General features: G+C 49.1%; 9 protein-coding genes and 5 pseudogenes. 10 read left to right on the forward strand and 4 right to left on the reverse strand.

Features of this window, described 5'->3' with window-relative positions:
* Together BFF42_RS25030 and BFF42_RS25035 are read left to right on the forward strand one after the other, a co-directional pair.
* Positions 1 to 326, forward strand: a pseudogene (locus BFF42_RS25030) (IS1-like element IS1B family transposase); the annotation flags it as partial.
* 15 nt (positions 327 to 341) lie between these two features.
* Positions 342 to 530, forward strand: a pseudogene (locus BFF42_RS25035) (NAD(P)H oxidoreductase); the annotation flags it as partial.
* Positions 531 to 611: 81 nt separating this feature from the next.
* Here the strand turns inward: BFF42_RS25035 and pflA are convergent.
* From pflA to ycaO, 4 genes are all read right to left on the reverse strand, one after another.
* Positions 612 to 1,352 carry a pyruvate formate lyase 1-activating protein gene (pflA, locus tag BFF42_RS25040; RefSeq protein WP_000111043.1) on the reverse strand — a complete coding sequence of 247 codons (741 nt, stop codon included), beginning with the start codon at positions 1,350 to 1,352 and terminating at the stop codon, positions 612 to 614.
* 191 nt (positions 1,353 to 1,543) lie between these two features.
* Positions 1,544 to 3,826, reverse strand: a complete 2,283-nt coding sequence (pflB, locus tag BFF42_RS25045) for a formate C-acetyltransferase (RefSeq protein WP_001292820.1) — start codon at positions 3,824 to 3,826, stop codon at positions 1,544 to 1,546.
* Between the two features lie 54 nt (positions 3,827 to 3,880).
* A complete protein-coding gene (gene focA, locus BFF42_RS25050) occupies positions 3,881 to 4,738 on the reverse strand; it encodes a formate transporter FocA (RefSeq protein ID WP_000642546.1) in 858 nt (285 codons plus the stop codon).
* A gap of 405 nt (positions 4,739 to 5,143) precedes the next feature.
* A complete protein-coding gene (ycaO, locus tag BFF42_RS25055; protein ID WP_012421219.1) occupies positions 5,144 to 6,904 on the reverse strand; it encodes a 30S ribosomal protein S12 methylthiotransferase accessory factor YcaO in 1,761 nt (586 codons plus the stop codon).
* Positions 6,905 to 7,033: 129 nt separating this feature from the next.
* On the opposite strand from ycaO, the gene BFF42_RS25060 reads away from it, so the two are divergent.
* The 8 genes and pseudogenes from BFF42_RS25060 to BFF42_RS25095 form a co-directional block, all read left to right on the forward strand.
* The gene (locus BFF42_RS25060; RefSeq protein ID WP_000642849.1) at positions 7,034 to 7,726 is read left to right on the forward strand and encodes a DUF421 domain-containing protein; all 693 of its coding nucleotides are present in this window, start codon (positions 7,034 to 7,036) and stop codon (positions 7,724 to 7,726) included.
* Positions 7,727 to 7,924: 198 nt separating this feature from the next.
* A complete protein-coding gene (gene serC, locus BFF42_RS25065; protein WP_000057160.1) occupies positions 7,925 to 9,013 on the forward strand; it encodes a 3-phosphoserine/phosphohydroxythreonine transaminase in 1,089 nt (362 codons plus the stop codon).
* A 70-nt stretch (positions 9,014 to 9,083) separates the two neighbouring features.
* Positions 9,084 to 10,366: pseudogene (gene aroA / locus BFF42_RS25070) on the forward strand (3-phosphoshikimate 1-carboxyvinyltransferase).
* Positions 10,367 to 10,534: 168 nt separating this feature from the next.
* A pseudogene (gene ycaL, locus BFF42_RS25075) lies at positions 10,535 to 11,298 on the forward strand (metallopeptidase YcaL).
* 172 nt (positions 11,299 to 11,470) lie between these two features.
* Positions 11,471 to 12,154: a (d)CMP kinase gene (cmk, locus tag BFF42_RS25080; protein ID WP_000125016.1), complete on the forward strand. Its 684-nt coding sequence runs from the start codon at positions 11,471 to 11,473 to the stop codon at positions 12,152 to 12,154.
* Positions 12,155 to 12,264: 110 nt separating this feature from the next.
* Positions 12,265 to 13,938, forward strand: coding sequence for a 30S ribosomal protein S1 (gene rpsA, locus BFF42_RS25085; protein WP_000140327.1), 1,674 nt, complete (start codon positions 12,265 to 12,267; stop codon positions 13,936 to 13,938).
* Positions 13,939 to 14,097: 159 nt separating this feature from the next.
* The gene (gene ihfB, locus BFF42_RS25090; protein WP_000167336.1) at positions 14,098 to 14,382 is read left to right on the forward strand and encodes an integration host factor subunit beta; all 285 of its coding nucleotides are present in this window, start codon (positions 14,098 to 14,100) and stop codon (positions 14,380 to 14,382) included.
* Between the two features lie 206 nt (positions 14,383 to 14,588).
* A pseudogene (locus BFF42_RS25095) lies at positions 14,589 to 15,824 on the forward strand (DNA internalization-related competence protein ComEC/Rec2); the annotation flags it as partial.
* Positions 15,825 to 16,051 lie beyond the last annotated feature (227 nt).

Below are 16,051 nucleotides of genomic sequence, written 5' to 3' on the forward strand. Positions count from 1 at the left end.
TTTACGCGTATGACAGGCTCCGGAAGACGGTTGTTGCGCACGTATTCGGTGAACGCACTATGGCGACGCTGGGGCGTCTTATGAGCTTGCTGTCACCCTTTGACGTGGTGATATGGATGACGGATGGCTGGCCACTGTATGAATCCCGCCTGAAGGGAAAGCTGCACGTAATCAGCAAGCGATATACGCAGCGAATTGAGCGGCATAACCTGAATCTGAGGCAGCACCTGGCACGGCTGGGACGGAAGTCGCTGTCGTTCTCAAAATCGGTGGAGCTGCATGACAAAGTCATCGGGCATTATCTGAACATAAAACACTATCAATAAGTTGGAGTCATTACCTCATTTGTCCAGATGGGCTGGGAAAAAAATATAAGCGATTATTTGAAAAATATGTGCAGTTATCTTGGTATTGAAGATGCCGATGTCACTTTCTTGTGTAATACAGTGGTATTCGATGGGGAAGAACTTCATGCGAGCTATTATCAGTCGTTATTATCTCAGGTACGGGATATGGTAGATGCACTATAAAATGTGTTAAAAACACTGTAGCAGAATGAAGCGCGGAATAAAAAAGCGGCAACTCAATAAAGTTGCCGCTTTACGGGGAAATTAGAACATTACCTTATGACCGTACTGCTCAAGAATGCCTTTCACGCGTTCCATGGTCTCTTTCTTAGGTGGTTTAACACCGTCGAGTTTGTACTCTTCACCCATTGCCACCCATTTGTGTTTGCCCAGCTCGTGGTAGGGGAGGAGTTCGATTTTCTCAACGTTGCCCATATCACGGGTAAATTCACCGAGGCGATGCGCTGAATCGTCATCGTCAGACCAGCCTGGGACAACAACGTAGCGGATCCACACCTTCACATTTTTGTTCGCCAGATATTTGGCGAACTCCAGCGTGCGGTGGTTGGAAACTCCAACCAGATTTTGGTGGATCTCGTCGTTCATCTGTTTGAGATCGAGCATTACCAGGTCGGTTACTTCCAGCAGTTCATCAATCACCGGATCGTAACGACGAACAAAACCGTTGGTGTCCAGACAGGTATGAATGCCTTCTTTTTTGCAGGCGCGGAACCAGTCACGAACAAACTCAGCTTGCAGGATTGCTTCACCGCCGGATGCGGTAACGCCGCCGCCGGAAGCGTTCATAAAGTGGCGATAGGTCACCACTTCCTTCATCAAATCTTCAACGGTAACTTCTTTACCGCCATGCGTGTCCCAGGTGTCGCGGTTATGACAATACAGGCAGCGCATCAGGCAGCCCTGGAAAAAGGTGATAAAGCGAATACCCGGGCCGTCTACGGTTCCACAGGATTCAAAGGAGTGAATGCGACCAATAACTGACATTGCGGTGTTTCTCCAGATGTGGCCCATCTGAGGCCGTGTTGGTGCGCAGCTCGAAGGCTACGTCGAGTCTGTTTTGGCAGTCACCTTAAAGTATAGATAGCTGACAAAAAAGGCTCTCGTGCTAAAAAAGGCCCCACTTTCGTGGAGCCTTTATTGTACGCTTTTTACTGTACGATTTCAGTCAAATCTAATTACATAGATTGAGTGAAGGTACGAGTAATAACGTCCTGCTGCTGTTCTTTAGTCAGCGAGTTGAAACGTACTGCGTAGCCAGATACACGGATGGTCAGCTGCGGATATTTTTCCGGGTTTTCCATCGCGTCGAGCAGCATTTCACGGTTCATCACGTTAACGTTCAGGTGCTGACCACCTTCGATGGATGCTTCGTGGTGGAAGTAACCATCCATCAGACCAGCCAGGTTGGTCTTACGAACTTCGTCGTCTTTACCCAGTGCGTTCGGAACGATAGAGAAGGTGTAGGAGATACCATCTTTAGCGTAAGCAAACGGCAGTTTAGCAACGGAAGTCAGAGACGCTACAGCACCTTTCTGGTCACGACCGTGCATCGGGTTAGCACCCGGTCCGAACGGCGCGCCAGCACGACGACCGTCTGGGGTGTTACCAGTTTTCTTACCATACACAACGTTAGAAGTGATGGTCAGAACAGACTGAGTCGGGATAGCGTCACGGTAGGTGTGCAGTTTCTGAATTTTCTTCATGAAACGTTCTACCAGGTCAACAGCCAGGTCATCTACACGCGGATCATTGTTACCAAACTGCGGGTATTCGCCTTCGATTTCGAAGTCGATAGCCAGACCGTCTTCGTCACGAATCGGTTTAACTTTCGCATATTTGATTGCAGACAGGGAGTCAGCAGCAACGGACAGACCAGCGATACCACACGCCATGGTGCGGATAACGTCACGGTCGTGCAGCGCCATCAGAGAGGCTTCGTAGCTGTACTTGTCGTGCATGTAGTGGATGATGTTCAGTGCAGTGATGTACTGTTTAGCCAGCCAGTCCATGAAGTGATCCATGCGCTCCATCACTTCATCGTAGTTCAGGAGATCGCCTTTGATCGGTTCAGACTTCGGACCAACCTGCATTTTCAGTTTTTCGTCAACGCCGCCGTTGATTGCGTACAGCATGGTTTTCGCCAGGTTTGCACGCGCACCGAAGAACTGCATTTGTTTACCAACGATCATCGGGCTTACGCAGCAAGCGATAGCATAGTCATCGTTGTTGAAGTCCGGACGCATCAGGTCATCGTTCTCATACTGCAGAGAAGAGGTGTCGATGGACACTTTAGCGGCGAATTTCTTGAAGTTCAGCGGCAGTTTTTCAGACCACAGAATGGTCATGTTCGGTTCCGGAGACGGACCCATGGTGTACAGGGTGTTCAGGAAACGGAAGCTGTTTTTGGTAACCAGGGTACGACCGTCGAGGCCCATACCACCGATAGATTCGGTTGCCCAGATCGGGTCGCCAGAGAACAGTTCATCGTATTCCGGAGTACGCAGGAAGCGAACCATACGCAGTTTCATGACCAGGTGGTCAACCATTTCCTGCGCTTCTTGTTCGGTGATCTTGCCAGCTTTCAGGTCACGTTCGATGTACACATCCAGGAAGGTGGAGGTACGACCGAAGGACATTGCAGCACCGTTCTGAGACTTAACAGCAGCCAGGTAGCCGAAGTAAGTCCACTGGATAGCTTCCTGAGCGTTGGTAGCCGGACCAGAGATGTCGTAGCCGTATTTCGCAGCCATTTCTTTCATCTGACCCAGAGCGCGGTGCTGTTCAGCGATTTCTTCGCGCAGACGGATAGTCTGTTCCAGGTTTACGCCGTTTTCCAGATCAGCCTGCAGAGAAGTGAACTGTGCCAGTTTGTCTTTCATCAGGTAGTCGATACCGTACAGCGCAACGCGACGGTAGTCACCGATGATACGGCCACGGCCATATGCATCTGGCAGACCGGTCAGAACACCAGATTTACGGCAACGCAGGATGTCCGGAGTGTAAACGTCGAACACGCCCTGGTTGTGAGTTTTACGGTATTCAGTGAAGATTTTTTTGATCATCGGATCCAGTTCGCGGTTGTACGCTTTGCAGGAACCTTCGATCATTTTGATACCACCGAACGGGATAAGAGCACGTTTCAGCGGAGCTTCAGTCTGCAGACCAACGATTTTCTCAAGCTGCTTGTTGATGTAGCCTGCGTCGTGAGAGGTGATGGTGGAAGCAACAGCGGTGTCAAAGTCAACTGGCGCGTGAGTGCGGTTTTCCAGTTTAACGCCTTCCATTACTTTGTCCCACAGGGTGGTGGTCGCTTCAGTAGCGCCAGCTAGGAAGGACTCGTCACCCTCGTACGGAGTGTAGTTTTTCTGAATGAAGTCACGGACGTTTACTTCATTCTGCCAGTCACCTTTGGTAAAACCTTCCCAGGCTGTGGCTAACTTTTCATTAAGCTCGGACATGTAACACCTACCTTCTTAAGTGGATTTTTTATTTACTGCGTACTTCGACAACCATTAATGGTGATCGTTTTCACGCAGGTAAATGACCCAGTATGTCAACCCAACCAACAAACCACCGCCGATAATATTACCGATCGTAACCGGGATCAGGTTATCAGTGATGAAGTTCATCACGGTCAGGTGAGAAAAATTTTCCGGTGCAGAACCGACAGCGGTCCAGAATTCCGGAGATGCGAAGTCGCGGATTACAATACCCATCGGGATCATAAACATGTTTGCGATACTGTGCTCAAAACCGCTGGCAACAAACATCGCGACCGGCAGCACCATAATGAACGCTTTGTCCATCAGGCTGCGGCCAGAATAACTCATCCATACTGCCAGACATACCATCAGGTTTGCCAGGATACCAAGACAGACGGCCTCAATAAAAGTATGGTGCACTTTGTGGTCGGCGGTTTGTAGGACGTTTAGTCCCCATTGACCATTTGCGGTCATATACTCGCCGGAAAGCCACATTAAAAGTACAAACAGCAGTGCGCCGACCAGGTTGCCAAAATAGACATTTAGCCAGTTTTTCGCCAACTGACCCCAGGTGATGCGCCCACTCGCCTTAGCAACAACAATCAACACGGTGGAAGTAAAGAGATCGGCTCCGCAGACAACACAAAGAATCAGCCCCAGAGAGAAGCAAATGCCGCCAACCAGTTTTGCCATGCCGAAGGGCATTGTGCCTGTGCCAGTGGTTGCTGTGATATAGAAGACGAATGCGATTGAGATGAAAACACCGGCGGTAATCGCCAGATAGAAAGTCTTAAGCGGATGTTTCGTTGCTTTATAGACACCCGCCTCTTCGGCCACTTTGGCCATTGCAGCAGGAAGTAAAAGATCAAAAGGGTTGTCAGCTTTCACACTAACTCTCTCTTTATTAAGTCGGAGATGAGATACTAACAAAGCATTATAGATGAGAAATTGATATAGATCATATCTCGCCTGGCTTATAGGCCCGTAACTCGCATGGTTTTTATGCAAATACGGAGTAAATATTTGATTATCCAAATAAAAATAAATTTTAAAAATTAACAAATGAGTTGAATTTTTTCCGCATCCTCCGCTAAAATAGTTAATTAAAAGGGAGCATCAGGCGAATAAAGTAACAATATCGATCGTATTTATTAAATACAAATTACCGATATTTAACCTTATAATTACAATTATTTTATTAATGCAAATATATGTAAAGCGGGGCATTAGAAAAACGCCCCGTAATATAACTCAGACTAATCATTAAGCCTACATTGCGTAGGCTATTTGATTTTATTTTGCCCAGAATGCTGCTTTGGCGCGCTGCAGCTTTTCGTAGGCCTTCAACAACGACTGATGTGCAGCAAACGCGTGCAGATCGCTATCTACCGGTTGCAGGCCGTAAAACGCCGCTTCGCCGCTCATTGCCGCACTGGCGGCTTCCACGGCATCTGCGCCGTACATGCGAACAAACGCATTCAGATATTGCAGCGGCTGGCGATCTTCTTCCTGTGCCAGTAATAACAACGTTTGCAGGCAGCGATAATAGTTGGCGCGTTCCGGACTAAATACTGATGAGTTAAACTCCATCGTCCATTCGGTCCAGACCAGAGCCTGTTCCAGATCGCCACCAGCCAGCGCCAGCATGGCTTTTAATTCACCGATACGCAGGGTGTACCAACCGTTATCCGACCCGGTCGCCAGACCCAACAGCTCACGCACGCGGGTAAAGTCATCAAAACCTTCTTCATCCAGTTGCTCGATGAGGTTCAGGTAATCTTCTTTTTCCCACTCGCTGCCTGGTAGCGAAAGAATCGTTTCACGTAAATGGCTGCCCATACTGTTATTCGCGAGCCACAGATCTTCAGCCGGATAAATATCGGACATGCCAGGCACGATAATACGGCAAGCATAAACGCCCAGATGCTCGTAATCGGCAATATAAACTTCTTTATCTTCTTTGTTGAAGATAGCCATCAGCGTAGCAAACTCTTCTTCCGTGGTGCCGGAGAAATTCCAGTCCACAAACGGATAATCGGCATCCTGCTTGAACAGGTCCCAGGAGATTAAACCGCTGGAATCGATAAAGTGCGTTTCGAGGTTGGTATGTTCAGCGACTTCTTCATCATCGAAGGTTGGCGGAGTAAACACATCCAAATCTTTCAGGCCACGACCTTGCAGCAGCTCGGTCACGGTACGTTCCAGTGCTACGCCAAAATCAGGATGCGCACCGAAAGAGGCAAAGCAGGTACCGTTAGCAGGATTGAACAGTACCACGCAAATCACCGGATACTGGCCGCCAAGGGAACCATCATATGCGAAGATCGGGAAACCTTCTGCTTCCAGTGTTTCGATCGCTTCAACCACCGCTGGGTAACGCGCCAGCACGTCTGCCGGGATCTCTGGCAGGCTGATGCTTTCAGCAATAATGCGGTTTTTCACGTAGCGTTCGAAAACTTCAGACAATCCCTGAACGCGTGCTTCGTTGCGGGTATTACCTGCGGACATACCGTTGGAGACGTACAGGTTACCAATGATATTCATCGGAATATAAACGGTCTGATTGTCGGACTGACGCGTAAACGGCAGGCCGCAAATACCACGATCTTCGTTACCGGATTGTAGGTCAATCAGCATGCTGCCGGTCAGTTCATTCTCCGGATCATAAAACGCGCGCAGACGGTCATCGAGTAGTCCTTCTGGCACATCGTCATTTTCGGTCAGTGGGAACCATTTTTCGTTGGGATAATGCACGAACGGACCGTTGGCGATGGTTTCGCCCAGCCAGAAATCAGCAAAAAAGTAGTTGGTTGAGAGACGCTCGAAATATTCACCAAGTGCAGAAGCCAGCGCCGCTTTTTTGGTTGCGCCTTTACCGTTGGTAAAACACAGTGCGCACTCTTTGTCGCGAATATGTACAGACCAGACGTTAGGCACAGGATTCAGCCAGGAGGCCTCTTCAATCTGAAAGCCGAGGTCTGAAATTTTTTGCTGGAAGCGAGCGATGGAATCTTCCAGAGCGGCATCTTTGCCGGGGATAAATGTTTGCGTCATGAAAATCACTTTAGTCGTACGGAAAGCGCGCAATAATACGGGTTTTATCTCAAAGGCGCTATCACCGCCGCTATGCCGATGAACTGTTGACTATGCTTTTAGCGAATAAACCACGATAAGAGCATAAAAATGAAGGCGTTCGATCTCCACCGTATGGCATTTGATAAAGTGCCTTTTGATTTCCTTGGCGAAGTTGCACTACGTAGTCTTTATACCTTTGTACTGGTTTTTTTGTTCCTCAAAATGACCGGAAGACGCGGTGTGCGACAGATGTCGCTGTTTGAAGTGTTAATCATTCTCACGCTGGGTTCAGCGGCGGGAGATGTGGCGTTTTATGATGATGTGCCGATGGTGCCGGTACTTATCGTCTTTATCACTCTGGCGTTGTTATACCGCCTGGTAATGTGGTTGATGGCGCACAGTGAAAAACTGGAAGATCTACTGGAAGGTAAGCCGGTTGTTATTATTGAAGATGGCGAGCTGGCCTGGTCGAAACTCAATAACTCCAACATGACGGAATTTGAGTTCTTTATGGAGCTACGATTGCGTGGCGTGGAGCAGCTGGGGCAGGTACGTCTGGCGATTCTCGAAACCAACGGGCAAATCAGTGTCTATTTCTTTGAAGATGACAAGGTGAAACCGGGTTTACTTATTTTACCCAGTGATTGTACGCAGCGTTACAAAGTGGTGCCGGAGTCGGCGGACTATGCCTGTATTCGTTGTAGTGAAATCATTCATATGAAAGCGGGGGAAAAACAATTATGTCCGCGCTGTGCAAATCCAGAATGGACGAAGGCAAGTCGGGCAAAACGGGTGACCTGACAGTAAAAACATCGGCTTTTTGCTAATAATCCGAGAGATTCTTTTGTGTGATGCAAGCCACATTTTTGCCCTCAACGGTTTTACTCATTGCGATGTGTGTCACTGAATGATAAAACCGATAGCCACAGGAATAATGTATTACCTGTGGTCGCAATCGATTGACCGCGGGTTAATAGCAACGCAACGTGGTGAGGGGAAATGGCTCAAATCTTCAATTTTAGTTCTGGTCCGGCAATGCTACCGGCAGAGGTGCTTAAACAGGCTCAACAGGAACTGCGCGACTGGAACGGTCTTGGTACGTCGGTGATGGAAGTGAGTCACCGTGGCAAAGAGTTCATTCAGGTTGCAGAGGAAGCCGAGAAGGATTTTCGCGATCTTCTTAATGTCCCCTCCAACTACAAGGTATTATTCTGCCATGGCGGTGGTCGCGGTCAGTTTGCTGCGGTACCGCTGAATATTCTCGGTGATAAAACCACCGCAGATTATGTTGATGCCGGTTACTGGGCGGCAACTGCCATTAAAGAAGCGAAAAAATACTGCACGCCTAATGTCTTTGACGCCAAAGTGACTGTTGATGGTCTGCGCGCGGTTAAGCCAATGCGTGAATGGCAACTCTCTGATAATGCTGCTTATATGCATTACTGCCCGAATGAAACCATCGACGGTATCGCCATCGACGAAACGCCAGACTTCGGCAAAGATGTGGTGGTCGCCGCCGACTTCTCTTCAACCATTCTTTCCCGTCCGATTGACGTCAGCCGTTATGGCGTGATTTACGCTGGCGCGCAGAAAAATATCGGCCCGGCTGGCCTGACAATCGTCATCGTTCGTGAAGATTTGCTGGGCAAAGCGAATATCGCGTGTCCGTCGATACTGGATTATTCCATCTTCAACGATAACGGCTCCATGTTTAACACGCCGCCGACATTTGCCTGGTATCTATCTGGTCTGGTCTTTAAATGGCTGAAAGCGAACGGCGGTGTAGCTGAAATGGATAAAATCAATCAGCAAAAAGCAGAACTGCTATATGGGGTGATTGATAACAGCGATTTCTACCGCAATGACGTGGCGAAAGCTAACCGTTCGCGGATGAACGTGCCGTTCCAGTTGGCGGACAGTGCGCTTGACAAATTGTTCCTTGAAGAGTCTTTTGCTGCTGGCCTTCATGCACTGAAAGGTCACCGTGTGGTCGGCGGAATGCGCGCTTCTATTTATAACGCCATGCCGCTGGAAGGCGTTAAAGCGCTGACAGACTTCATGGTTGAGTTCGAACGCCGTCACGGTTAATGCCGAAATTTTGCTTAATCCCCACAGCCAGCCTGTGGGGTTTTTATTTCTGTTGTAGAGAGTTGAGTTCATGGAATCCCTGACGTTACAACCCATCGCTCGTGTCGATGGCACTATTAATCTGCCCGGTTCCAAGAGCGTTTCTAACCGCGCTTTATTGCTGGCGGCATTAGCACACGGCAAAACAGTATTAACCAATCTGCTGGATAGCGATGACGTGCGCCATATGCTGAATGCATTAACAGCGTTAGGGGTAAGCTATACGCTTTCAGCCGATCGTACGCGTTGCGAAATTATCGGTAACGGCGGTCCATTACACGCAGAAGGTGCCCTGGAGTTGTTCCTCGGTAACGCCGGAACGGCAATGCGTCCGCTGGCGGCAGCTCTTTGTCTGGGTAGCAATGATATTGTGCTGACCGGTGAGCCGCGTATGAAAGAACGCCCGATTGGTCATCTGGTGGATGCGCTGCGCCTGGGCGGGGCGAAGATCACTTACCTGGAACAAGAAAATTATCCGCCGTTGCGTTTACAGGGCGGCTTTACTGGCGGCAACGTTGACGTTGATGGCTCCGTTTCCAGCCAATTCCTCACCGCACTGTTAATGACTGCGCCTCTTGCGCCGGAAGATACGGTGATTCGTATTAAAGGCGATCTGGTTTCTAAACCTTATATCGACATCACACTCAATCTGATGAAGACGTTTGGTGTTGAAATTGAAAATCAGCACTATCAACAATTTGTCGTAAAAGGCGGACAGTCTTATCAGTCTCCGGGTACTTATTTGGTCGAAGGCGATGCATCTTCGGCTTCTTACTTTCTGGCAGCAGCAGCAATCAAAGGCGGCACTGTAAAAGTGACCGGTATTGGACGTAACAGTATGCAGGGTGATATTCGCTTTGCTGATGTGCTGGAAAAATGGGCGCGACCATTTGCTGGGGCGATGATTATATTTCCTGCACGCGTGGTGAACTGAACGCTATTGATATGGATATGAACCATATTCCCGATGCGGCGATGACCATTGCCACGGCGGCGTTATTTGCAAAAGGCACCACCACGCTGCGCAATATCTATAACTGGCGTGTTAAAGAAACCGATCGCCTGTTTGCGATGGCAACAGAACTGCGTAAAGTCGGTGCGGAAGTAGAAGAGGGGCACGATTACATTCGTATCACTCCACCGGAAAAACTGAACTTTGCCGAGATCGCGACATACAATGATCACCGGATGGCGATGTGTTTCTCGCTGGTGGCGTTGTCAGATACACCAGTGACGATTCTTGATCCCAAATGTACGGCCAAAACATTTCCGGATTATTTCGAGCAGTTGGCGCGGATTAGCCAGGCAGCCTGAATGAACAACGGGCAATAAATAGCCAAATCTTTCTTTATCAAAACGTCGGCACATTGTCGGCGTTTTTTTTCGGACCTTGTGAGTCATTTTGATTAATGGTAGCGTCGCTTGTCAATGTAAGTTGTTGATACATAATGTTTATATATGATTAATCAACGGATGATTCACATGAAGAATACTAAATTACTGCTGGCGATTGCGACCTCTGCAGCATTACTGACAGGGTGCAAAATACCCACGGTATTGATACCAATATGGCTATCAGCTCCGGTTTAAATGCCTATAAAGCAGCAACATTAAGCGATGCCGATGCAAAAGCGATTGCCAATCAGGGCTGTGCCGAAATGGACAGCGGCAATCAAGTCGCAAGTAAATCCAGCAAGTACGGTAAACGTCTGGCAAAAATCGCCAAAGCATTGGGTAACAATATTAATGGCACGCCGGTCAACTATAAGGTTTATATGACCAGCGACGTCAACGCATGGGCGATGGCGAACGGCTGTGTCCGTGTCTACAGTGGCCTGATGGACATGATGAATGACAACGAAATTGAAGGTGTTCTGGGCCATGAACTGGGCCACGTCGCGTTGGGTCACTCGCTGGCTGAAATGAAAGCTTCTTATGCGATCGTTGCCGCACGCGATGCCATTTCAGCTACCAGCGGTGTGGCTTCCCAGCTTTCCCGCTCACAATTGGGTGATATCGCAGAAGGCGCTATTAATGCTAAATACTCCCGTGATAAAGAGTCCGAAGCAGATGATTTCTCCTTTGATCTGTTGAAGAAACGTGGCATCAGCACCCAGGGGCTGGTTGGCAGCTTTGAAAAACTGGCTAGTCTGGATGGCGGTCGCACCCAGTCCATGTTTGACTCTCACCCACCATCAACAGAGCGTGCGCAACACATCCGTGATCGTATCGCCTCTGGTAAGTAAATCATTGTCATCTTTCGGGCTGGTCTTCTGCCAGCCTGCTATAATTGCGCAATAAATCCCCATCTGAATACAGACAAAACTGGTTTTTGCACACAACGTTAACGATTTGTGGCGTCGGCGCGTATAATGCGCGCGGTTATGTTAACGGTACGCCTGTTTTAAGGAGATAAAGATGACGGCAATTGCCCCGGTTATTACCATTGATGGCCCAAGCGGTGCAGGGAAAGGCACCTTGTGTAAGGCTATGGCGGAAGCATTGCAATGGCATCTGCTGGATTCGGGTGCAATTTATCGCGTACTGGCATTGGCGGCATTACATCACCATGTTGATGTTGCGTCAGAAGATGCGCTGGTACCGCTGGCATCCCATCTGGATGTACGTTTTGTGTCAACCAATGGCAATCTGGAAGTGATCCTCGAAGGGGAAGATGTCAGCGGCGAAATTCGTACTCAGGAAGTGGCGAATGCGGCTTCACAAGTCGCGGCATTCCCACGCGTTCGTGAAGCATTATTGCGTCGCCAACGCGCGTTTCGCGAATTACCAGGTCTGATTGCCGATGGCCGCGACATGGGAACGGTGGTATTCCCTGATGCACCAGTGAAAATTTTCCTTGACGCCTCCTCGGAAGAACGTGCGCATCGCCGCATGCTACAGTTGCAGGAGAAGGGCTTTAGTGTTAACTTTGAGCGCCTTTTGGCCGAGATCAAAGAACGCGACGACCGCGATCGTAACCGAGCGGTAGCGCCACTGGTTCCGGCAGCCGATGCTTTAGTGTTGGATTCCACCACCTTAAGCATTGAGCAAGTGATTGAAAAAGCGCTACAATACGCGCGCCAGAAATTGGCTCTCGCATAAGCGACCGAATTTGCAGTACCCCCGTTGCAATGGAATGACAGCGGGTATGTTAAACAACCCCATCCGGCATGGAGCTAGGTGGACGTTAAATATAAACCTGAAGATTAAACATGACTGAATCTTTTGCTCAACTCTTTGAAGAGTCCTTAAAAGAAATCGAAACCCGCCCGGGTTCTATCGTTCGTGGCGTTGTTGTTGCTATCGACAAAGACGTAGTACTGGTTGACGCTGGTCTGAAATCTGAGTCCGCCATCCCGGCTGAGCAGTTCAAAAACGCCCAGGGCGAGCTGGAAATCCAGGTAGGTGACGAAGTTGACGTTGCTCTGGACGCAGTAGAAGACGGCTTCGGTGAAACTCTGCTGTCCCGTGAGAAAGCTAAACGTCACGAAGCCTGGATCACGCTGGAAAAAGCTTACGAAGATGCTGAAACTGTTACCGGTGTTATCAACGGCAAAGTTAAGGGCGGCTTCACTGTTGAGCTGAACGGTATTCGTGCGTTCCTGCCAGGTTCTCTGGTAGACGTTCGTCCGGTGCGTGACACTCTGCACCTGGAAGGCAAAGAGCTTGAATTTAAAGTAATCAAGCTGGATCAGAAGCGCAACAACGTTGTTGTTTCTCGTCGTGCCGTTATCGAATCCGAAAACAGCGCAGAGCGCGATCAGCTGCTGGAAAACCTGCAGGAAGGCATGGAAGTTAAAGGTATCGTTAAGAACCTCACTGACTACGGTGCATTCGTTGATCTGGGCGGCGTTGACGGCCTGCTGCACATCACTGACATGGCCTGGAAACGCGTTAAGCATCCGAGCGAAATCGTCAACGTGGGCGACGAAATCACTGTTAAAGTGCTGAAGTTCGACCGCGAACGTACCCGTGTATCCCTGGGCCTGAAACAGTTGGGCGAAGATCCGTGGGTAGCTATCGCTAAACGTTATCCGGAAGGTACCAAACTGACTGGTCGCGTGACCAACCTGACCGACTACGGCTGCTTCGTTGAAATCGAAGAAGGCGTTGAAGGCCTGGTACACGTTTCCGAAATGGATTGGACCAACAAAAACATCCACCCGTCCAAAGTTGTTAACGTTGGCGATGTAGTGGAAGTTATGGTTCTGGATATCGACGAAGAACGTCGTCGTATCTCCCTGGGTCTGAAACAGTGCAAAGCTAACCCGTGGCAGCAGTTCGCGGAAACCCACAACAAGGGCGACCGTGTTGAAGGTAAAATCAAGTCTATCACTGACTTCGGTATCTTCATCGGCCTGGACGGCGGCATCGACGGCTTGGTTCACCTGTCTGACATCTCCTGGAACGTTGCAGGCGAAGAAGCAGTTCGTGAATACAAAAAAGGCGACGAAATCGCTGCAGTTGTTCTGCAGGTTGACGCAGAACGTGAACGTATCTCCCTGGGCGTTAAACAGCTCGCAGAAGATCCGTTCAACAACTGGGTTGCTCTGAACAAGAAAGGCGCTATCGTAACCGGTAAAGTAACTGCAGTTGACGCTAAAGGCGCAACCGTAGAACTGGCTGACGGCGTTGAAGGTTACCTGCGTGCTTCTGAAGCATCCCGTGACCGCGTTGAAGACGCTACCCTGGTTCTGAGCGTTGGCGACGAAGTTGAAGCTAAATTCACCGGCGTTGATCGTAAAAACCGCGCAATCAGCCTGTCTGTTCGTGCGAAAGACGAAGCTGACGAGAAAGATGCAATCGCAACTGTTAACAAACAGGAAGATGCAAACTTCTCCAACAACGCAATGGCTGAAGCTTTCAAAGCAGCTAAAGGCGAGTAATTCTCTGACTCTTCGGGATTTTTATTCCGAAGTTTGTTGAGTTTACTTGACAGATTGCAGGTTTCGTCCTGTAATCAAGCACTAAGGGCGGCTACGGCCGCCCTTAATCAATGCAGCAACAGCAGCCGCTTAATTTGCCTTTAAGGAACCGGAGGAATCATGACCAAGTCAGAATTGATAGAAAGACTTGCCACCCAGCAATCGCACATTCCCGCCAAGACGGTTGAAGATGCAGTAAAAGAGATGCTGGAGCATATGGCCTCGACTCTTGCGCAGGGCGAGCGTATTGAAATCCGCGGTTTCGGCAGTTTCTCTTTGCACTACCGCGCACCACGTACCGGACGTAATCCGAAGACTGGCGATAAAGTAGAACTGGAAGGAAAATACGTTCCTCACTTTAAACCTGGTAAAGAACTGCGCGATCGCGCCAATATTTACGGTTAAGTTTTTACTCAAACTTGAACGCGAGAAAAGCACCTGTCGGGTGCTTTTTTCATTTCTCTAATCAGGAACTGGAAGCTGCCTCGCAGAGTTTTGAGCAGTTTTCACCCTTTCGTTAAATTCTTCTGAATGTGCCTCGGGGAACGCAAAATTCCCACCAGACAACCGCTCAACAAAGTTGCACACTTTCCATAAACAGGGAGGGGTGCATGAAAATAACGACAGTCGGCGTATGCATAATTTGCGGAATTTTTCCGTTGCTGATTTTGCCCCAATTGCCTGGGACATTAACCCTTGCGTTTCTGACTCTCTTCGCCTGCGTACTGGCATTTATCCCTGTTAAAACCGTCCGTTATATCGCGCTGACGTTGCTGTTTTTCGTTTGGGGCATATTATCAGCAAAGCAAATTTTGTGGGCAGGAGAAACCTTAACTGGCGCGACGCAGGATGCAATTGTTGAGATCACTGCAACTGACGGCATGACCACTCATTACGGTCAAATTACTCATCTACAAGGTCGACGTATATTCCCTGCGCCAGGCCTTGTGCTGTATGGCGAATATCTTCCGCAAGCGGTTTGTGCTGGACAACAATGGTCAATGAAACTCAAAGTTCGTGCAGTTCATGGCCAACTTAATGATGGCGGCTTTGATAGCCAGCGTTATGCCATTGCCCAGCATCAGCCGCTCATCGGCCGCTTTCTGCAGGCAAGTGTCATTGAACCGAATTGTAGCCTGCGTGCACAGTATCTGGCGTCACTACAAACAACGCTGCAACCCTATATGTGGAATGCGGTTATTCTTGGTTTAGGTATGGGGGAACGGTTATCCGTCCCCAAAGAAATCAAAAATATCATGCGTGATACTGGAACGGCGCATTTAATGGCGATATCGGGATTGCACATCGCTTTTGCGGTGTTGCTGGCTGCCGGACTCATTCGCGGTGGGCAAGTTTTTCTGCCTGGGCGCTGGATCCACTGGCAAATGCCATTAATTGGTGGAATCTGCTGTGCTGCTTTTTATGCCTGGTTGACGGGAATGCAACCTCCTGCATTGCGTACCGTGGTGGCGCTTGCTACGTGGGGAATGCTTAAGTTAAGTGGGCGACAGTGGAGTGGCTGGGATGTATGGATATGTTGTCTGGCGGCAATTTTGCTGATGGATCCTGTTGCCATTCTCTCGCAAAGTTTATGGCTCTCTGCCGCTGCGGTCGCGGCACTGATTTTTGGGTACCAGTGGTTTCCCTGTCCTGAGTGGCAACTGCCGCCGGTATTGCGTGCAGTTGTTTCCCTCATTCATTTGCAACTGGGAATCACACTCCTGCTTATGCCTGTGCAAATCGTCATATTTCATGGCATTAGTCTGACCTCGTTTATTGCAAATCTATTAGCAATTCCCTTGGTGACATTTATCACGGTTCCGTTGATCCTCGCCGCGATGGTTGTGCGTAAGCGTACAGCCTGAACCGTCTGGTCAGAATCTGACGAATTAGACAAAGTGGTGTCCACCAAATAAGTAGTGGGAACCAAAGTGTCAGATATGCAGAAAAATGTGAATCCCGGCAGGCGAAAAGGCTGCCCTAATTATCCTCCCGAATTTAAACAGCAGCTCGTTGCTGCCTCCTGTGAACCCGGGATATCCATCTCAAAACTTGCTCTTGAAAATGGCATTAA

The sequence above is a fragment of the Shigella sp. FC1661 genome (genome assembly GCF_001712525.1).
In the GTDB taxonomy this organism is placed as follows: Bacteria; Pseudomonadota; Gammaproteobacteria; order Enterobacterales; family Enterobacteriaceae; genus Escherichia; species Escherichia coli.